The sequence below is a fragment of the Streptomyces sp. NRRL F-2580 genome (genome assembly GCF_000720115.1).
GTDB lineage: Bacteria > Actinomycetota > Actinomycetes > Streptomycetales > Streptomycetaceae > Streptomyces.
On the sequence record NZ_JOIR01000002.1, the window covers coordinates 33,363 to 52,472 of the forward strand.

Below are 19,110 nucleotides of genomic sequence, written 5' to 3' on the forward strand. Positions count from 1 at the left end.
GTCGTGCCGCTTTGGGGTCGGTGGCGGGAAGGCGCCGCCTGCCGAGAAAATCATGCAAGCGTGCTTGATTGTTTTCTTGGGTGCTGCCAGTCTTCCCTCACGCCGAGAGGGGAGCGCACCGTGCCCGATCCGTCCGCCGTCGACGCAGCCGTCGCCGTCTTCGCAGATCTGCGCGAGGAGGGCCGCGAACTCGAAGCTGTCGTCAGGGAGTTGCCGTATCCCGACTGGGCCCTGCCGACCCCCGCGTCCGGCTGGAGCATCGCCCACCAGATCGCCCACCTGCACTGGACCGACCGCGCCTCACTGCTCTCCCTCACCGACGCCGCCGGCTTCGGCGTCATGGTCGAGGAGGCGCTGAAGGCCCCCGACTCCTTCGTCGACGAGGGCGCGGAAGAGGGCGCGGCGCTGCCGCCCGCCGAACTGCTCGCCCGCTGGCGGGCCACGCGGGCCGCCCTCGACGAGGCGCTCGCCGCGGCCTCACCCGACACCCGGTTCCCCTGGTACGGGCCGCCGATGAAGGCCGCCTCCATGGCGAGCGCCCGGCTGATGGAGACCTGGGCGCACGGCCAGGACGTCGCCGACGCGCTCGGCGTGCGCCGCGCCCCGACCGCGCGGCTGCGGCACGTGGCGCGGATCGGCGTACGGGCTCGCGACTACGCCTATGCCGTACGCGGACTGCCCGCGCCCGCCGAGGAGTTCCGGGTCGAGCTGACGGCCCCCGACGGCGCCAGCCTGTGGACGTACGGACCGCCGGACGCCCCGCAGCGGATCACCGGCCCGGCGCTCGACTTCTGCCTCCTGGTGACCCAGCGGGCCCATCGCGCCGACCTGGCCCTCACCGCGGCCGGTCCCGACGCCGACCGCTGGCTGGACATCGCCCAGGCCTTCGCGGGCCCGGCGGGGGCCGGGCGGGAGCCGGGGTCGGGGCGGGAGCCAGGGTCGGGGCGCGAGTCGGGGGCCGGGCGGGAGCCGGGGGCCGCCCGATGACGCCCCGGCCCCCCGCCGACCGCCCGCTGCGGATCGGCAACGCGTCCGGCTTCTACGGCGACCGCTTCGACGCCCTGCGCGAGATGCTGACCGGCGGTCCGCTCGACGTGCTGACCGGGGACTACCTCGCCGAGCTGACCATGCTGATCCTCGGCCGCGACCGCCTGAAGAACCCGGACCTCGGCTACGCCAAGACCTTCCTGCGCCAGCTGGAGGAGGGGCTCGCCATCGCGCACGAGCGGGGCGTACGCATCGTCGCGAACGCGGGCGGCCTCAACCCGGCCGGCCTCGCCGACGCCGTACGGGCCCTCGCGGCCAAGGTGGGCGTCCCCGTCACCGTGGCACACGTCGAGGGGGACGACCTCACCCCGTACGAGGACGGGGCGCTGACCGCCAACGCCTACCTCGGAGGCGCCGGCATCACCGCCTGCCTGCGGGCCGGCGCGGACGTGGTCGTGACCGGCCGGGTCACGGACGCGGCACTCGTCAGCGGCCCGGCGGCCTGGTGGTTCGACTGGGCCCCGGACGAGCACGACAGGCTGGCGGGGGCGGTGGTCGCCGGCCACGTCCTGGAGTGCGGAACCCAGGCCACCGGCGGCAACTACGCCTTCTTCACCGCGCACGACGTCCGCCGCCCCGGGTTCCCTCTCGCGGAGATCTCCGCCGACGGCTCGGCGGTCATCACCAAACACCCCGGCACGGGCGGGACCGTCTCGGTCGGCACCGTCACCGCCCAACTCCTCTACGAGACCCAGGGCGTGCGCTACCTCGGCCCCGACGTGACCGCTCGCCTGGACACGGTCCGCCTCGCCGAGGACGGCCCCGACCGCGTCCGCGTCTGCGGCGTGCTCGGCGAACCCCCGCCGTCCACCCTCAAGGTCGGCGTCACCCGCATCGGCGGCTGGCGCAACGAGGTCGTCTTCGTCCTGACCGGCCTGGACATCGAAGCGAAGGCGGCCCTGGTCCGCACGCAGCTCTCCGACGCGCTGGAGGGCGTGGCCACCGCCGACTGGACCCTCGCCCGCACGGACCACGAGGACGCCCCGACGCAGGAGACGGCCAGCGCCCTGCTGCGGCTCGTGGTCCGCGACCCGTCCCCGGACCGGGTGGGCCGCGCCCTGACCTCGACGGCGATCGAACTGGCCCTGGGCAGCTACCCGGGCTTCCACGTCACCACGCCCCCGGGCCCGGCCCAGCCGTACGGCACCTTCACCTCGACCCTGACCCCGGCCGCCGAGGTCCCCCACGTGGCCGTCCTCCCGAACGGCACCCGTCTGCCGATGCCCGTTCCGGCCCCTCCGGCGTTTGAGGAGCGGGGGTCCGGGGGCGCAGCCCCCGAAGGGGTCCGGGGCGGAGCCCCGGTTTCGGGAAGGGGCGGGGTGGGGGAGAGCCCCGCAGGGCCCACCACCCGCGCCCCCCTCGGCGCACTGGCCGGCGCCCGCAGCGGCGACAAGGGCGGCGACGCGAACGTAGGCGTCTGGGTCGAGTCCGACGAAGCCTGGGACTGGCTGCACGACACCCTCACCGTAGAGGTGTTCCAGGACCTCCTCCCCGAGACCCGCCCGCACGCAGTGCGCCGCCACCGCCTCCCGAACCTCCGCGCACTGAACTTCACCATCACCGGAATCCTCGGCGCCGGCGTCGCCTCCGGCCACCGCTTCGACCCCCAGGCCAAGGCCCTCGGCGAATGGCTCCGCGCCCGTCACCTGGACATCCCGACCCACTTGCTGCCCGAGACCGCCCCGGAGGGGACCGGCCCATGACCCGCCTCCGCACCACCGTCGACCCGCACGCCCCCGAGCACGCGCAGGCCCGTACCGCCGCCCTGGAACGCCTCGCCGCCCTCGACGCCGAGCACGCGAAGGCCCTCCAAGGCGGCGGCGAGAAGTACACGGCCCGCCACAAGCAGCGCGGCAAGCTCCTGGCCCGCGAACGCGTCGAGCTGCTCCTCGACCCGGACACCCCGTTCCTGGAGCTGTCCCCGCTGGCCGCCTGGGGCAGCGACTATCCCGTCGGCGCCTCCATGGTCACCGGCATCGGCACGGTCGAGGGCATCGAGTGCCTGGTCACCGCCAACGACCCGACCGTCCGCGGCGGGGCCAGCAACCCCTGGACGCTGAAGAAGGCCCTCCGGGCCAACGAGATCGCCCGGCAGAACCACCTGCCCTGCATCAGCCTCGTGGAGTCCGGCGGCGCCGATCTCCCCTCCCAGAAGGAGATCTTCATCCCGGGCGGCGCGATCTTCCGCGACCTCACCCGGCTCTCGGCCGCCGGCATTCCCACCGTCGCCGTCGTCTTCGGCAACTCCACCGCCGGAGGCGCGTACATCCCCGGGATGTCCGACCACACCATCATGATCAAGGACCGTTCGAAGGTGTTCCTCGGCGGTCCGCCGCTGGTCAAGATGGCCACCGGCGAGGAGAGCGACGACGAGTCCCTCGGCGGGGCGGACATGCACGCCCGCACCTCCGGCCTCGCCGACTACTACGCCCTCGACGAGCACGACGCGATCCGCCAGGCCCGCCGCGTCGTCGCCCGCCTGAACCACCGCAAGCCGCACCCCGATCCGCAGCCCGCCGAGGAGCCGAAGTACGACCCGGAGGAACTCCTCGGCATCGTCCCGCCCGACCTGAAGACCCCCTTCGACCCGCGCGAGGTCATCGCCCGCATCGTCGACGCCTCCGACTTCGACGAGTTCAAGCCGCTCTACGGCACCAGCCTCGTCACCGGCTGGGCCACCCTCCATGGCTATCCGGTCGGCATCCTCGCCAACGCGCAGGGCGTGCTGTTCAGCGCCGAGTCCCAGAAGGCGGCCCAGTTCATCCAGCTCGCCAACCAGCGCGACATCCCGCTGCTCTTCCTCCACAACACCACCGGTTACATGGTCGGCAAGGAGTACGAGCAGGGCGGCATCATCAAGCACGGCTCGATGATGATCAACGCGGTCTCCAACTCCCGCGTCCCCCACCTCTCCGTGCTCATCGGCGCCAGCTACGGCGCCGGCCACTACGGCATGTGCGGCCGCGCCTACGAGCCCCGCTTCCTCTTCGCCTGGCCCAGCGCCAAGTCCGCCGTCATGGGGCCCCAGCAGCTCGCCGGAGTGCTCTCCATCGTGTCCCGGCAGTCCGCCGCCGCGAAGGGGCTGCCCTACGACGAGGAGGCCGACGCCGGGATGCGCGCCTTCGTCGAGGCGCAGATCGAGTCCGAGTCCCTGCCGATGTTCCTGTCCGGGCGGCTGTACGACGACGGGGTCATCGACCCGCGCGACACCCGCACCGTCCTCGGCCTGTGCCTGTCGGCCGTCCACAACGCCCCCGTCGAGGGCGCCCGTGGCGGCTTCGGCGTCTTCCGGATGTGAGCCCGCACATGACCCAGCCGATCACCTCGCTGCTCGTCGCCAACCGCGGCGAGATCGCCGTACGGATCTTCCGCACCGCCCGCGCCCTGGGCCTGGCCACCGTCGCCGTCCACTCCGACCCGGACGCCGACGCCCTGCACGTGCGCGAAGCCGACGCGGCCGTACGCCTGCCCGGCGCGGCCCCCGCCGACACCTACCTGCGCGGCGACCTGATCATCAAGGCCGCCCTCGCCGCCGGCGCCGGCGCCGTCCACCCCGGCTACGGCTTCCTCTCCGAGAACGCCGACTTCGCCCGCGAGGTCCTGGCCTCCGGCCTGACCTGGATCGGCCCGCAGCCCGAGGCCATCGAGGCCATGGCCTCCAAAACCCGCGCCAAGGACCTGATGCGCGCCGCCGGGGTACCGCTCCTGGACCCCGTCGACCCGGCCGCCGCCACCCCCGCCGACCTGCCCCTGCTGCTGAAGGCCGCGGCCGGCGGCGGCGGGCGCGGGATGCGCGTGGTCCGCGACCTCGCCGGCCTGGCGGAGGCCCTCGACGCGGCCTCGGCCGAGGCCCGTTCGGCCTTCGGCGACGGCGAGGTATTCGCCGAGCCCTACGTCGAGCGCGGCCGCCACGTCGAGGTGCAGATCCTCGCCGACGCCCACGGCACCGTCTGGGCGCTCGGCACCCGCGACTGCTCCCTCCAGCGCCGCCACCAGAAGGTCATCGAGGAGGCCCCGGCGCCCGGCCTGCCGCAAACCCTGCGGGAGAACCTCCACACCGCCGCCGTCGCCGCCGCCCGCGCCGTCTCCTACCGGGGCGCCGGCACCGTCGAGTTCCTCGTCACCGCCGACGGACGCCCGTACTTCCTGGAGATGAACACCCGCCTCCAGGTCGAACACCCCGTCACCGAAGCCGTCTTCGGCCTCGACCTCGTCGCCCTCCAGCTGCGCGTGGCCGAGGGCGAGGCCCTGCCGACGTCGCCGCCGGAGCCCACCGGCCACGCCGTCGAGGCCCGCCTCTACGCCGAGGACCCGGCCCGGGACTGGCGCCCGCAGACCGGGGCCCTGCACACCCTCGACGTCCCCGGCCAGGTCCGCGTGGACACCGGCTTCACCGACGGGGACACGGTCGGCATCCACTACGACCCCATGCTCGCCAAGGTCATCGCCCACGCCCCCACCCGCGCCGAGGCCGTACGGGCCCTCGCCCACGCCCTCGCCGGAGCCCGCATCCACGGGCTCACCACCAACCGCGAACTCCTCGTACGGTCGTTGCGCCACCCCGAGTTCGCCGCCGGGCAGCTCGACACCGGCTTCTACGAGCGCCACCTCGACGCCCTCACCGAGGCACCCGCGGACGCCACGGCGGCGGCCCTCGCCGCCGCCCTCGCCGAGGCGGCCCCGGCCGCGGACGCCCCGCTCGCCGCCCGTCTCGGCGGCTGGCGCAACGTCCGCTCCCAGCCGCAGATCCGCCGCTACACCGCGGCCGGAGCCGAGTACGAGGTCCGCTATCAGGCCGGCCGGCTCGTCGACCACCCCGGCATCCGGGTCCTGGCCGCCACCCCCGCCCTCGTCACCCTCGAAATCGAGGGAATCCGGCGGGTGTTCCACGTGAAACGTAATTCGAACAAGCCCGACGCGACCGAGATCTACGTGGACTCCGCACTCGGCGCCCACACCCTCACCCCCGTCCCCCGCTTCCCCGACCCCCAGGACCGGACCGAACCGGGCTCCCTGCTCGCGCCCATGCCCGGCACCGTCGTCCGCGTCGCCGAGGGCCTCGCCCCCGGCAGCCCCGTCACCGCCGGGCAGCCCCTGCTCTGGCTGGAGGCCATGAAGATGGAGCACCGCATCCTCGCTCCCGCCTCCGGCACGCTCACCGCGCTCCACGCCGTCACCGGCCAACAGGTCGAGTTCGGCGCCCTGCTCGCCGTAGTCCAGGAGGAAACGCAGCCATGAGCTCCGCCACCAGTACCGTCGAGACCGAAGAGCACCAGGCCCTGCGCACGGCGGTCGCCGCCCTCGGCCAGCGCTACGGCCGCGAGTACCTCGCCCGCGTCGCCCGCGAAGGCGGCCACCCCGACGAGCTGTGGGCCGAAGCCGCGAAGCTCGGCTACCTCGGGGTCAACCTCCCCGAGGAGTACGGCGGCGGGGGCGGCGGCATCGCCGAACTGTCCATCGTCCTGGAGGAACTGGGCGCGGCCGGCTGTCCCCTCCTGATGATGGTCGTCTCGCCCGCCATCTGCGGCACGGTCATCTCCCGCTTCGGCACCGCTGCCCAGAAGCAGGCCTGGCTCCCGGGCCTCGCCGACGGCAGCCGCACCATGGCCTTCGGCATCACCGAACCCGACGCCGGCTCCAACTCCCACCGCATCACCACCACGGCCCGCCGCGACGGCGACGACTGGATCCTCACCGGCCGCAAGGTCTTCATCTCCGGCGTCGACATCGCCGACGCCACGCTGATCGTCGGCCGCACCCAGGACGCCCGGTCCGGGCGCCTCAAGCCGTGCCTGTTCATCGTCCCGAGGGACGCCCCCGGCTTCGCCCGCTCGGTCATCGACATGGAACTGCAGGCCGCGGAGAAGCAGTTCGAACTGGTCCTGGACGAGGTGCGGCTGCCCGGGGACGCGCTGGTCGGCGACGAGGACGCGGGCCTGCTCCAGCTGTTCGCCGGGCTCAACCCGGAGCGGATCATGACCGCAGCCTTCGCCATCGGGATGGGTCGCTACGCCCTGGCCAAGGCCGTGGACTACGCGAAGACCCGGCAGGTGTGGAAGGAGCCCATCGGCGCGCACCAGGCCGTGGCGCATCCGCTGGCCGCGGCGCACATCGAGCTCGAACTGGCCCGCCTGATGATGCAGAAGGCTGCCCGCCTGTACGACGCGGGGGACGACATGGGGGCGGGAGAGGCCGCGAACATGGCGAAGTACGCGGCGGGGGAGGCGTGCGTCCGCGCGGTGGACCAGGCCGTCCACACCCTCGGCGGCAACGGCCTCACCCGCGAGTACGGGCTCGCCTCCCTCATCACCGCCTCCCGCGTGGCCCGGATCGCCCCGGTCAGCCGCGAGATGATCCTCAACTTCGTCTCCCACCAAACCCTGGGCCTCCCCAAGTCCTACTGAGCGCCCCCACCGGGGCTCCGCCCGCGCCTCAATCGCCGGCGGGGCTCAAGGATCGGGGCTCCGCCCCGGACCCCGCTCCTCAAACGCCGGAGGGGCTGAAATCGCGCTCCGCCCAATCCAGCCCCCACGGGGACTGGCAGGGCTGACGCCGGCCACATCCAGTCCGCCGGCGACAGAGGCGCGGGTCCGGGGCGGAGCCCCGGGGGGCGGCGGAGCGGGGCCTCGCAGAGCCCTGCGCAGACGCGCCGCAGGCGGCCGCATACCCTCCCCGGGAGGATCCCGGCCAGCACGGATACCCGCACACCCCTCCGGAGGAGACATGGTCCAACCCGTTCACACGACAACGGCGGCGGGAGTCACCACCCTCACCCTCGACTCCCCGGCCAACCGCAACGCCCTTTCCGCCGACCTCGTCGCAGAACTCCGCGCCGCCCTCGCCACCGCCGCCGCGGACCCGGCGGTCCGGGCCCTCGTCCTCACCCACACCGGCAACACCTTCTGCTCCGGCGCCGACCTCAAGTCCCCCAGTGCCCCCGCCGCCTTCCTGGCCCTGCTCCGCGAGATCGCCGAGCTGCCCAAGCCCGTGGTCGCCCGGGTCACCGGCCACGTCCGGGCCGGCGGCCTCGGGCTGCTCGGCGTCTGCGACATCGCCGCCGCCGGGCCGAAGTCCTCGTACGCCTTCACCGAGACCCACCTCGGCCTCGCCCCCGCCGTGATCTCCATGCCCCTGCTCCCGCGCCTGGACCCGCGTGCCGCCACCCGCTACTTCCTCACCGCCGAGGCCTTCGACGCCGCCGAGGCCGCCCGGATCGGGCTGCTCACCCTTCACGCCGAGGACGTGGACGAGGCGCTGGAGCCCGTACTCGCCGGCCTGCGCAAGGCCTCCCCGCAGGGCCTGGCCGCGACCAAGGCGCTGACCGCCGCCGCCGTGCGCGAGGCCCTGCACCGCGACGGGGCGCGCCTGACGGAGCTGTCCGGGGAGCTCTTCGCGTCCGCCGAGGCCCGTGAGGGCATCACCGCCCGCTTCGAGCGCCGGGACCCGTCATGGGCACTGTGACCAACTCGGCCGGCCCCAAGCAGGCGCGCAGCCGCGTCACCCGCCGCCACCTCCTGGAGGCGGCCGTGTCCTGTCTGGCGGAACACGGGTGGGCCGGTTCCACCGTCTCCGTCGTCGCCGAACGGGCCGGCGTCTCGCGCGGCGCGGCCCAGCACCACTTCCCGACCCGCGAGGACCTGTTCACCGCGGCCGTCGAGTACGTCGCCGAGGAACGGTCCACGGCCCTGCGCGACCTGTTCCACGCCGGCCCGGCCGCCCGCCCCGCGGTGGTGGAGGCGCTCGTGGACCTGTACACGGGCACCCTCTTCCGGGCCGCGCTCCAACTGTGGGTCGCCGCCTCCAACGAGGAGCAACTGCGTCCCCGGGTCACCGAACTGGAGGCCCGGGTGGGCCGCGAGACCCACCGCATCGCCGTGGAGCTGCTGGGCGCCGACGAGTCCGTGCCGGGCGTACGGGAGACCGTGCAGGGCCTCCTCGACATGGCGCGCGGCCTGGGGCTGGCCAACGTCCTCACCGACGACACGGCCCGACGCGCCCGCGTGGTGGCCCAGTGGTCCCGCATCCTCGACGCCGCCCTGTCCTGAGGCACCGTCGGAGGAAACGGCAGGGCGCCGCACCCCGGTACGGGATACGGCGCCCAACGGCGGTCCGATCACGCGATCACGCGGTCTCGGCGATGTCCGCGTAGCCCTCGATCTCCTGCGGGTTGCGCCGGCCCGGGCCCGTGTAGCGGGCCGACGGGCGCACCAGGCGGCCCGTGCGCTTCTGCTCCAGGATGTGCGCCGACCAGCCGGCGGTACGGGCGCAGCTGAACATGGAGGTGAACATGTGCGCCGGGACCTCCGCGAAGTCCAGCATGATCGCGGCCCAGAACTCCACGTTGGTGGCGAGCACGCGGTCGGGGCGGCGCGCGTGCAGCTCCTCCAGCGCGGCCTTCTCCAGCGCGGCGGCCACCTCGTAGCGCGGCGCGTCGAGCTCCTTGGCGGTGCGGCGCAGCACGCGGGCGCGCGGGTCCTCGGCGCGGTAGACGCGGTGCCCGAAGCCCATCAGCCGCTCGCCCTTGTCGAGGGCCTTCTTCACGTACGCCACGGCGTCGCCGGTGCGCTCGATCTCCTCGATCATGCCGAGCACGCGGGAGGGCGCGCCGCCGTGCAGCGGTCCGGACATGGCCCCGACGGCTCCGGACAGGGCGGCCGCCACGTCGGCCCCGGTGGAGGCGATGACGCGCGCGGTGAAGGTGGAGGCGTTCATGCCGTGTTCGGCGGCCGAGGTCCAGTACGCGTCGACGGCCTTGACGTGCCGCGGGTCCGGCTCGCCCCGCCAGCGGATCATGAACCGCTCGACGACGGACTCGGCCTTGTCGATCTCCCGCTGCGGCACCATCGGCAGGCCCTGGCCGCGAGCGGACTGGGCGACGTAGGACAGCGCCATCACGGCCGCGCGCGCCAGGTCGTCGCGGGCGGTCTGCTCGTCGATGTCCAGCAGCGGCTTCAGACCCCACACGGGGGCGAGCATCGCGAGCGCGGACTGCACGTCGACGCGGATGTCACCGGAGTGGACCGGGATGGGGAAGGGTTCGGCGGCGGGCAGGCCGGGGTTGAAGGCACCGTCGACCAGCAGGCCCCAGACGTTTCCGAAAGAGACGTGCCCGACGAGATCCTCGATGTCGACCCCGCGGTAGCGCAGGGAACCGCCTTCCTTGTCCGGTTCGGCGATCTCGGTCTCGAACGCGACGACCCCTTCGAGCCCGGGTACGAAGTCGGACATCAGGCGGCTCCTCAGATAGTGCGAACACGCGCGGCTCCCGGCGTGACTCGCGGTCCGGCGCGGTCATCCCCGTTGATGCCCGGCACGGCCGATGGTCACCCGCGCGGGGACCTTCGGACCGGCCCCAAGATTTTGGCCGCTCCGCCTCGACTGCGGAAGCGTGACATACGGCACACCGCCACCGGCCCGGCTGCGGCAGGATGGCCAGCGTGACCGATCAGGACATTGACCCCGCCACGATGCGCAAGCAGTACCGCTCGGAAATCGTCCTCGAGGAGACCCTCGCCGAGCATCCGATGGACCAGTTCGCCCTGTGGTTCCAGCAGGCCGCCGACTCGCACCTCTTCGAACCGAACGCGATGGTCGTCTCGACGGCCACCCCCGACGGCCGGCCCAGCTCGCGCACGGTGCTGATGAAGCAGTTCGACGGGCGCGGCTTCGTGTTCTTCACCAACTACGCCTCCCGCAAGGGCCGCGAGCTCGCCGAGAACCCCTACGCCGCCCTGCTCTTCCCCTGGCACCCCATCTCGCGCCAGGTGATCGTCACCGGCACCGCGGCCCGCATCGGCCGTGACGAGACGGCGGCGTACTTCCGCTCCCGCCCCCACGGCTCCCAGCTGGGCGCCTGGGCGAGCGAGCAGTCCAGCGTGATCGGCTCGCGCGCGGAACTGGACCGCCGTTACGCCGAGCTCGACGCCCGCTACCCGGAGGGCGAGCAGGTCCCCGTCCCGCCGGAATGGGGCGGCCTGCGCGTGGTCCCGGAGGCGGTGGAGTTCTGGCAGGGCCACGAGAACCGCCTGCACGACCGGCTGCGCTACGTCCTGGACGAGGGCGAGTGGCGCGTCGAGCGGCTCTGCCCGTAGCCGTGCGGCGCCGTGCGGCGCCGTGCGGGAGGGGCCGGTCAGCGGGCCCGCCCGCACGAAAGGCTTCCGGGCCGGCGGGAGCGGCGAACGCAGGCGACCCGCGGGCTCTGGGTCTCTCTCCTGCAGTGAGAGAAGCCGGCCGGACGTACCGGCGAGCCCGCGGGTCGGGTGACTGCTGTGGATTGGCGCCTGGCGATCCCGCCTGGCACCGCACTGGGTGCGTGCGACGACGGGCGCTTAGCCCGCAGCCACCTCACGCGTCCGGATTTCATACATTTCCGGGATCACCTCCTTTCAGTGTGTGTCCACTCTAGGCAGGCCCGTGCCGTTCGCTCAATCGAATTTCGGCGGCAATCCGCAGGCGTATCCATCGGCTCTCCGGAGGAGCCGCAATGGTGATGTCGGCGACGCTACGCACCGTGGTTCGTGAGATGCGGACGGATCAAGAGAGCTCAGTCGAACGTGTGGTCGCCCGGGTCGTGCTTCCCCGGGCCGTAGGGGAGCCGTACTGATTTCCCCGAATGCAGTGTGGGCTGCGTCACGTTCCAGTTGAATGATCCGACGTGCCGCACACGCGAACACCTGCTGGGGGTGCCAGGTGACTGCTTCCGGACGTGACGAGACCGCAGACGATCTGCTCGCCGCGCTGCTGGACGGGATGGACGCCGCCTTGTGCGCGTTCGACGCCGACGGCGTGATCACCCACTGGAACCGCGAGGCCGAGCGGATCCTGGGCTGGTCCGCGGGCGAGGCCGTGGGACGCAAGGGGTTCGAGGGGTGGGCGGTGCGGGCCGCCGACGCGCACGACGTGCAGGACAGACTCATGGCCGCCCAGCACGTGCCGGGACGGCAGGTGCACGAGTTCGCGCTGCTCACCAAGGACGGCGGGCGCGTCCTCGTACGGACCCAGTCGGCCGGGGTGCCGGGCGCGGACGGCAAACCCGCCGGGGTGTACTGCGCCTTCAGCGAGGTGCACGCGCAGATCGACCTGGAGCGGTCCATCGCGCTGAGCGAGGCCCTGATGGAGGACGCCTCGTGGGGCGTCGTCCTCGTCGACGTCGACCTGCGGCCCGCCGTGGTCAACGCGCACGCCGCGCGCGCCTTCGGGACGGGCCGCACCGCCCTGCTCGGACGCCCGCTGGGGGAGCTGCTCACCCAGGGCGTGGAGGAGCTCGAAGGCGCGCTCCAGCACGTGCTCGCCGAGGGAGCGCCGCCCGCGCCGGTGGAGATGTGGGTGTCGGTGCGCACCGCCGAGGGGGTGCGGCGCAGGTGCTGGCGGTGCGGGTTCCTGCGGCTGGCCTCGCCGCTCGCGGAGGAACCGGTGCCGCTGGGCGTCGGCTGGCTGCTCCAGGACGTCACCGAGGCCCGGCAGGAGCAGCTGGACACCGCGCAGCTGCGGTTCCGGTCCCACCAGCTGCACCGGGCGGGGCGGGCCGCCGCGGAGTGCGAGGACCCGGCCGAGGCGGCCGCCGTGCGCCTGGACTTCGCCCTGGCCGGCTTCGCCGAGCACGTGCTGCTGGACGTGCTGGATCCCGCGGCCGACCCGGAGCGGCGAAGGCTCGTACGGTCCGCGGCCTCCCCGCCGGTGCTGCCGGGGCGCGGCTCGATCCCGGTCCGGTACGCGGCCGGGCATCCGGCCCTCCAGGCCCTGGACCGGATCGGCTCGGTGCGCACCTCCGCCCCGCGCGGGGAGGCCGACGCGCAGTGGGCGCGGGCCCGTCAGTGGCCCGAGGGCGCGGCGCACGTGCTGTGCACGGTGCTGCGCAGCCGGGGACGGACGCTGGGGGCGCTGACCTTCGTGCGCGGGCCCACGCGGCTGGCGTTCGAGCGCGCGGACGCGGAGTACGCGGAGGAGGTCGCGGCCCGGGTGGCCGCCGATCTGGACCTGGCGGCGGGAGGACACCTGCCGGCCTAGCGCCCGTCCTGCCGCCGGCCCTCCTGCTTCGGTCCCCGTTCCCGTTCACGCCGGGGATGCCGTCCTTCTTCATCGCCGCGGTGATGGCGGCGTCGAGCCGGACTCGGGGCGGGAGCGGCGGGAGCGGCGGACGTGCCCGGTCACCTCTGATGCGCGGGGCCCGAGCGCCGTGCCCGTCCATCGTGGGAACGGGCTGCCGGTGCGGCGACCGCCCGGTCAGTGCCGGAAGAAGATCCGGTCGCCGTACTCCTGCATCACGCGGCCGTTCCACTCGTGGCCGCCGTCGACGTTGCCCGAGCGCAGCAGCGGGGGCTCCACCCCGCGGGCGGCGAGCTCGCCGGCCGCGGCCGCCATGACCGCCTGCATGATCGCGCTGGTCACGACGGTGGAGGCGGGGGCGAAGGGCGCGTCGATGCCGTCGATGCTCAGCTCGGCGTCCCCGACCGCGATCTTGCTGTCGATGACGACGTCGCAGTGGTCCTTGAGGAAGCCGCCGGAGACGTGCCGCGACTTGGTCTCGATGGCGTAGGCCACCGAGGTCACGCCGATGACCTTGAGTCCGATGGCGCGGGCGTTCATGGCCATCTCGACCGGCAGGGCGTTGCGCCCGGAGAGGGAGATGATCACGAGGACGTCGCCGTCGGAGGCGGGGCTGCTGTCCAGGACGGCTCCGGCGAGGCCGTCGACCCGTTCCAGGGCGCTGCCCAGGGTCGCGGGCATGACGTCGATGCCGACCGTGCCGGGGACGGCGAGGAAGTTCATCAGGGCCATGCCGCCGGCCCGGTAGACCACGTCCTGGGCGGGCAGCGAGGAGTGCCCGGCCCCGAAGGCGAAGAGCCGGTTGCCGCCGGCGACGGCGTCGGCGATGAGGGAGCCGGCCTCCGCGATGTGCGGGGCCTCCTCGTCCCGCACCCGCTCCAGCAGACCGATGGCGGCGTCGAAGAACTGACCGGCCAGCTTGCTCTCGCTCATACGACGATGGCCCTTCCGGAGGTGGGGGTGCGTCCGTGTCCGCCGCTCACCGTGCGGTCTGGACCAAGGGCGTGTCAATACGGGCGCCACGAGATGTCCGGGACCGGTCTTGACCCTCGGTACGGGACGGTTGTCGGCCCGATGCGTCAGAATTGGGGGCAGGGCCAGCGCACGCAATCCGAGGGGCACGAATGTCCGGACTGATCGATACCACGGAGATGTATCTCCGCACCATCCTTGAGCTGGAGGAGGAAGGTGTGGTCCCCATGCGCGCCCGTATCGCCGAACGGCTGGACCAGAGCGGCCCGACGGTGAGCCAGACGGTGGCGCGGATGGAGCGGGACGGCCTGGTGGCCGTCGCCAGCGACCGGCACCTGGAGCTGACCGAGGAGGGGCGGCGGCTGGCGACGCGCGTGATGCGCAAGCACCGGCTCGCGGAGTGCCTGCTCGTCGACGTCATCGGCCTGGAGTGGGAGCAGGTGCACGCCGAGGCCTGCCGCTGGGAGCACGTGATGAGCGAGGCGGTGGAGCGGCGGGTGCTGGAGCTGCTGCGCCACCCGACCGAGTCGCCGTACGGGAACCCGATCCCGGGGCTGGAGGAGCTGGGCGAGAAGGCCGAGGCGGACCCGTTCCTGGAGGACGGCATGGTCAGCCTGTCCGAGCTCGACCCGGGCACGGAGGGCAAGACCGTGGTCGTGCGCCGGATCGGTGAGCCGATCCAGACGGACGCCCAGCTGATGTACACGCTCCGGCGGGCGGGGGTACAGCCCGGCTCGGTGGTGAGCGTGACGGAGTCCCCGGGCGGGGTGCTGGTCGGCAGTGGCGGCGAGGCCGCCGAGCTGGACGCGGAGGTCGCTTCCCACGTCTTCGTGGCGAAGCGCTGACCTCGACGACCCGGACGGCTTCCGCGACCTCGACTTCGACGCAGGCGGTCATGCCCGCCGGCGTCGCTTCGTTGCCGGCGTCGGCTCGATTCGTTGGACTGGTGGGAAGTGGGCGGTCCCGGCGCCTCGCGGCGCCGGGACCGGTCCTCCCCTGTTGACCCGGAGCCCCGAGCTCTCAAGGTCTCCCCTTCGGACCGTCTTCCCCGAGCGGCCCGCCTCCCTGTTGAAAGGATCTCCATCGGCAGCGGCGGCCAATCCTTGAGCAAGGTCACTCGAAAGAGCGGTGTTGTGGGCGAGAACCCTGTTTTCGAATGTGGGTTCGATAGTCTGGCGGGGAGCGAAGGGGGTGCATCTGCGGTGGTACAGCGCGTCGATGTGACAGGGGCCGGAGGCGTCCGCCTGGCCGCCTGGGAATTCCGCGAAACGGCCGCCGAGGCCGACCCCCGCCCCGGGGTGCTCTTACTGCACGGCCTGATGGGCCGCGCCTTCCACTGGTCCGGCACCGCCCGCTGGCTCCGCGAGAGCCGCCGCGTGGTGGCCCTGGACCAGCGGGGACACGGCCAGAGCGACCGCCCGCCCTGCGGCCCCGAGGTCCCCACCTCCTTCGGGCGCGAGGCGTTCGTGGCCGACGCCGAGGCCGCCGTCGAGCAGCTCGGGCTCGCCCCCGTCACCCTGATCGGCCACTCCATGGGCGCCCTCACCGCCTGGCAGCTCGCGGCCCGCCGCCCGGACCTGGTCGAAGCCCTGGTCATCTGCGACATGCGCGCCTCCGCCCTCGGCGCGGCCTCCCAGCAGGAATGGGAGGACTGGTTCCGCCGCTGGCCCCTGCCCTTTCCCACCCAGGACGCGGCCCGCCGCTGGTTCGGCGAGGACGACCCCCGGGTGGAGCGCCCCGACCCCGGCCGCGGTGCCTTCTTCGCCGAGGTCATGCACGAGGCTCCGGACGGCTGGCGCCCGCTCTTCTCCCGCCGCGAGATGCTGACGGCCCGCGAGACCTGGGTGCACGACGCCCACTGGGAGGAGCTGGCCAAGGTCCGCTGCCCGACGCTGGTGGTCCGCGGCCTGGACGGCGAGCTGGGCCGGGCGGAAGCCCAGGAGATGGTCCGCGTCCTCCCGGCCGGGCAGTACGCGGAGATCCCCGACGCCGGCCACTACCTCCACTACGACCAGCCGACGGCCTGGCGCGCGGCCCTGGAGCCCTTCCTGGACGGGATCAAGGCCGAGGCCTCGTGACGGGACCGGCAGGGCGTGTCGGTCAGGGAGTGGCAGGGGAGTGGCCATGCGGGCTTGTCAGGGTGCGTGTCAGCGCAGCCGCTACGGGCCCGCGCCCAGGCCGCCGTCGAGGCCGAACTGGGCCGCCAGGGAGTACGCACCACGGTCATGGCCGAGAACGGCATGCGCCTCGACGCCGGCGGCCACGACTCCCGGGGCCCCGTCGCGATCGCCGTCTCCCTGGCCGTGCCGGCCGTGCTCTCCCCCGCCGCGCTCGTCCTGCTCGCCGCCGGGTGATCGTAGGCGCGGAACGGGCCGGTCTCCGCGCCCGAGAGGGAGCGGAGACCGGCCCGTTCGCCGTTCGTGAGCCCGTGCCCGTCAGCCCTTGCTGACGGCCTCCAGGATCTCCGGCAGCTTGCGCGCCACCATCGGGGCCGCCAGCCGCAGGCCCGCCCCGGTGGCCAGCGCGCCCCAGACCACGCCCAGGGGGAGCACGACCCAGGAGACGTCATGGTGGTCGGCCACGTTGAGCCAGATCGTCAGGGCGATCACCGGGGCGCAGATCACCGTCGAGGCGAGCAGCCCGCCGAAGATGCCCGCCCAGGCGAGCCCGACCTGGCCCGGGACGACGTTCTTGAAGGCGCCGTCCGACGGGATGGAGTACGGGAAGCGGGCCGAGGCCAGCGCCCCCGTGCAGAGCATCGAGCCGAGCAGGGCCAGGGCCACGCCCGTGGCCGCCGGAAGTGCGCTCCAGTTGCCGGTCAGCGCGGCCGTGGCCACGGTGACGAGGATCGTGTACGGGACCGTGACGAGGGCGAGCGCGGCGGCGCGGGCGCGCAGTTCCACGTACGCGTCGCGCGGGCCGGAGATGGTCTGCGCGACCATCCAGAACGCCGAGGTGTCCTGCCCGAACTGGTTGTACATCTGCATGCCCAGCATGCCCGCGCCGAAGGTGGCGAGGTAGACGGACCCGGTGCCCTGGAGGGCGTTGAAGACCGGGACGATCAGGCCGATCGCCAGCGCGGTCACCCAGGAGGCCTTGGTCTTCGGGTCGCGGACGACGTAGCGCAGACTGCGCTGGACGGCCGCGCCGGTCCGGCCGGCGGGCAGCAGCGACCAGAGGCCGCCCGTGCCCCGCTCCTTCGTCGGCCGGGCGGCGGCGATGGTCGAACCGTCCGGCGTGACCATCAGCCGGGTCAGGCTCCGCTCCCAGAACCACAGGAGGCCGGCCAGGGCGGCCAGGGTCAGGGCCAGCTGGGCGGCCGCCACCCCGTACGCGCCCTCGCTCACCGAGTCCACCATGCCGACGGCGGTCGCCGGCGGCAGCCATCGCACCACCGCCTCGACGGGCTCCAGCGTCGACAGGCCGCCCGCCTGGAAAAGGCGCTGGCTGCCGAAGTTGACCAGCTGCCCGCCCACCGCGATCAGCAGGCCGCTGAGCAGGGCCAGGTCACGCCCCTTGCGGCTGGTCAGCAGCCGTACGTTGGCCGTGGCCACCGCCCGCGCGAGGGCCACGCAGCCGAGCAGCAGGAGCGGCGCGGCCACCACCGCGGCCACCGCTCCGGCGGCGCCGCGCGCGACGGCGATCGCCGAGCCGGCCGCGAGGCACAGCGTGAACAGCGGCCCGATGCCGACCAGTGACGACGCGAACAGGGCTCGTACGAGAGGACGCGGGCGCAGCGGCAGCATGACGAGCCGGCTGGGGTCGAGCGTCTCGTCCCCGGTGGGGAAGAACAGCGGCATGAACGCCCAGGCGAGCGCCAGGATCGCGGCCAGCAGGACGACGACCGTGCCCGCGTGCGCGTTCCCGTGCAGCAGGGCCAGGCCGAGCGTCAGGGAGAAGCCGAGGAGCAGGGCGAAGGCGAGCGTCGAGAAGTAGGCGGCCTTGCGCTTGGAGGAGCCCTTCAGGCCGTTGCGCAGCAGCGACAGCTTGAGGCGGATGAAGATCGGGGTCAGCGGGACCGCCGCGTCGGAGGTGGCGGAAGCGGCCACCGGGGCGACAGTGCCCGTACGGGCACCAGCGGCACCCGTGGCGGAGGTGCCGGGGGCGGCCGGGGTGGCCGGCGAGGCAGGCGAGGCGGGCGAGGTCATCGCGTGACCGCCCCGGAGCCGCCGCCGAGCCACTCCAGCGCGTCCCCGGCCGCGTCGCGCCCGTGAGCGCCGACCAGTTCGAGGAAGGCCGCCTGGAGGGAGGGCGCGGAGCCCCGTACGTCGGCCAGCGGGCCCGCGGCGCGGATCCGGCCGGCGGCCATCACGGCCACCCAGTCGCACAGCGACTCGACGAGCTCCATCACGTGGGAGGAGAAGACGACCGTGGCACCGGACGCGGTGTAACGTTCCAGCACCCCGCGGATGGTCTGCGCCGACACCGGGTCGACGCCCTCGAACGGCTCGTCCAGGAACAGCACTTCGGGGTTGTGCAGCAGCGCGGCCGCCAGGCCGATCTTCTTCCGCATGCCCGTCGAGTAGTCCACGACCAGCTTGTGCTGCGAGCCCGCGAGGTCGAGGACGTCCAGCAGCTGCGTCGCCCGTTTGTCGGTCTCCTCGCCCGGCAGCCCGCGCATGCGGCCCATGTAGCCGAGCAGTTCGCGCCCCGACAGCCGCTCGAAGAGCCGCAGGCCCTCGGGCAGCACCCCGATCCGTGCCTTCACCTCGGTCGGGTCCGCCCACACGTCGTGCCCCGCGACGAGCACCCGCCCCATGTCCGGGCGCAGCAGCCCGGTCACCATCGACAGCGTGGTCGTCTTGCCCGCGCCGTTCGGGCCCACCAGACCGATGAACTGGCCCGCGGGCAGCTCCAGATCGATCCCGGCCACGGCCACCTGCTCGCCGAAGCGCTTCCACAGACCTTCCACCCGCACGGCGGACGGCGCGGTTCCCGCGCCACCCGTCCCGTACGTTCCACCCGTCGCATCGCCCTGGTCCGGCATGCGCCTGCCTCTCTTGCGTCCCCGTTGGTCGTTCCTTCCTCACCATAGGAGGAGGGGGA

16 protein-coding genes are annotated in these 19,110 nt (G+C 73.5%); 12 read left to right on the forward strand and 4 right to left on the reverse strand.

Translation table 11 applies throughout. The annotated features are described in order from the left end of the window. Window positions 1–120: 120 nt before the first annotated feature. From IF88_RS0101820 to IF88_RS0101850, 7 genes are all read left to right on the forward strand, one after another. On the forward strand, window positions 121–987 hold the full coding sequence (locus tag IF88_RS0101820; RefSeq protein ID WP_051836297.1) for a TIGR03084 family metal-binding protein: 867 nt from the start codon (window positions 121–123) through the stop codon (window positions 985–987). After that, window positions 984–2,750, forward strand: a complete 1,767-nt coding sequence (locus IF88_RS0101825) for an acyclic terpene utilization AtuA family protein (protein WP_030706717.1) — start codon at window positions 984–986, stop codon at window positions 2,748–2,750. Before IF88_RS0101820 ends, IF88_RS0101825 begins: the two co-directional genes overlap by 4 nt. Continuing rightward, window positions 2,747–4,345, forward strand: a complete 1,599-nt coding sequence (locus IF88_RS0101830; protein WP_030706720.1) for an acyl-CoA carboxylase subunit beta — start codon at window positions 2,747–2,749, stop codon at window positions 4,343–4,345. Before IF88_RS0101825 ends, IF88_RS0101830 begins: the two co-directional genes overlap by 4 nt. 8 nt (window positions 4,346–4,353) lie before the next feature. Beyond that, window positions 4,354–6,285 carry an acetyl/propionyl/methylcrotonyl-CoA carboxylase subunit alpha gene (locus IF88_RS0101835; protein WP_030706722.1) on the forward strand — a complete coding sequence of 644 codons (1,932 nt, stop codon included), beginning with the start codon at window positions 4,354–4,356 and terminating at the stop codon, window positions 6,283–6,285. Continuing rightward, entirely contained in the window at window positions 6,282–7,451 is a 1,170-nt protein-coding gene (locus IF88_RS0101840) for an acyl-CoA dehydrogenase family protein (protein ID WP_030706723.1), read from the forward strand. The genes IF88_RS0101835 and IF88_RS0101840 overlap by 4 nt, the downstream gene beginning before the upstream one ends. A gap of 319 nt (window positions 7,452–7,770) precedes the next feature. Beyond that, a complete protein-coding gene (locus IF88_RS0101845) occupies window positions 7,771–8,508 on the forward strand; it encodes an enoyl-CoA hydratase family protein (protein ID WP_030706724.1) in 738 nt (245 codons plus the stop codon). After that, the gene (locus IF88_RS0101850; RefSeq protein ID WP_030706725.1) at window positions 8,496–9,092 is read left to right on the forward strand and encodes a TetR/AcrR family transcriptional regulator; all 597 of its coding nucleotides are present in this window, start codon (window positions 8,496–8,498) and stop codon (window positions 9,090–9,092) included. Before IF88_RS0101845 ends, IF88_RS0101850 begins: the two co-directional genes overlap by 13 nt. Window positions 9,093–9,168: 76 nt before the next feature. Here IF88_RS0101850 and IF88_RS0101855 read toward each other — a convergent pair whose 3' ends face one another. After that, complete coding sequence (locus tag IF88_RS0101855; RefSeq protein ID WP_030390669.1) at window positions 9,169–10,275, reverse strand: citrate synthase 2; 1,107 nt, start codon at window positions 10,273–10,275, stop codon at window positions 9,169–9,171. A 200-nt stretch (window positions 10,276–10,475) separates the two neighbouring features. On the opposite strand from IF88_RS0101855, the gene pdxH reads away from it, so the two are divergent. Beyond that, window positions 10,476–11,138 carry a pyridoxamine 5'-phosphate oxidase gene (gene pdxH, locus IF88_RS0101860; protein ID WP_030706726.1) on the forward strand — a complete coding sequence of 221 codons (663 nt, stop codon included), beginning with the start codon at window positions 10,476–10,478 and terminating at the stop codon, window positions 11,136–11,138. Between the two features lie 658 nt (window positions 11,139–11,796). Beyond that, on the forward strand, window positions 11,797–13,053 hold the full coding sequence (locus IF88_RS0101870) for a PAS domain-containing protein (protein WP_234323425.1): 1,257 nt from the start codon (window positions 11,797–11,799) through the stop codon (window positions 13,051–13,053). Between the two features lie 216 nt (window positions 13,054–13,269). Here IF88_RS0101870 and IF88_RS0101875 read toward each other — a convergent pair whose 3' ends face one another. After that, on the reverse strand, window positions 13,270–14,025 hold the full coding sequence (locus tag IF88_RS0101875; RefSeq protein WP_030706733.1) for an SIS domain-containing protein: 756 nt from the start codon (window positions 14,023–14,025) through the stop codon (window positions 13,270–13,272). A 191-nt stretch (window positions 14,026–14,216) separates the two neighbouring features. Between IF88_RS0101875 and IF88_RS0101880 the strand changes: the two genes are divergently transcribed. From IF88_RS0101880 to IF88_RS39925, 3 genes are all read left to right on the forward strand, one after another. Beyond that, window positions 14,217–14,909 (forward strand): metal-dependent transcriptional regulator, encoded by a 693-nt coding sequence (locus IF88_RS0101880; protein ID WP_030706734.1) that lies wholly within the window; start codon window positions 14,217–14,219, stop codon window positions 14,907–14,909. Window positions 14,910–15,266: 357 nt separating this feature from the next. Then, window positions 15,267–16,142, forward strand: a complete 876-nt coding sequence (locus IF88_RS0101885; protein WP_030706735.1) for an alpha/beta fold hydrolase — start codon at window positions 15,267–15,269, stop codon at window positions 16,140–16,142. A 66-nt stretch (window positions 16,143–16,208) separates the two neighbouring features. Then, window positions 16,209–16,418 (forward strand): hypothetical protein, encoded by a 210-nt coding sequence (locus IF88_RS39925; protein WP_030706736.1) that lies wholly within the window; start codon window positions 16,209–16,211, stop codon window positions 16,416–16,418. A gap of 81 nt (window positions 16,419–16,499) precedes the next feature. On the opposite strand, the gene IF88_RS0101895 is transcribed toward IF88_RS39925, so the two are convergent. Then, window positions 16,500–18,212 (reverse strand): transporter, encoded by a 1,713-nt coding sequence (locus IF88_RS0101895; RefSeq protein WP_234323415.1) that lies wholly within the window; start codon window positions 18,210–18,212, stop codon window positions 16,500–16,502. Further along, on the reverse strand, window positions 18,209–19,051 hold the full coding sequence (locus IF88_RS0101900) for an ABC transporter ATP-binding protein (RefSeq protein WP_030706739.1): 843 nt from the start codon (window positions 19,049–19,051) through the stop codon (window positions 18,209–18,211). Before IF88_RS0101900 ends, IF88_RS0101895 begins: the two co-directional genes overlap by 4 nt. Between the last annotated feature and the right edge of the window lie 59 nt (window positions 19,052–19,110).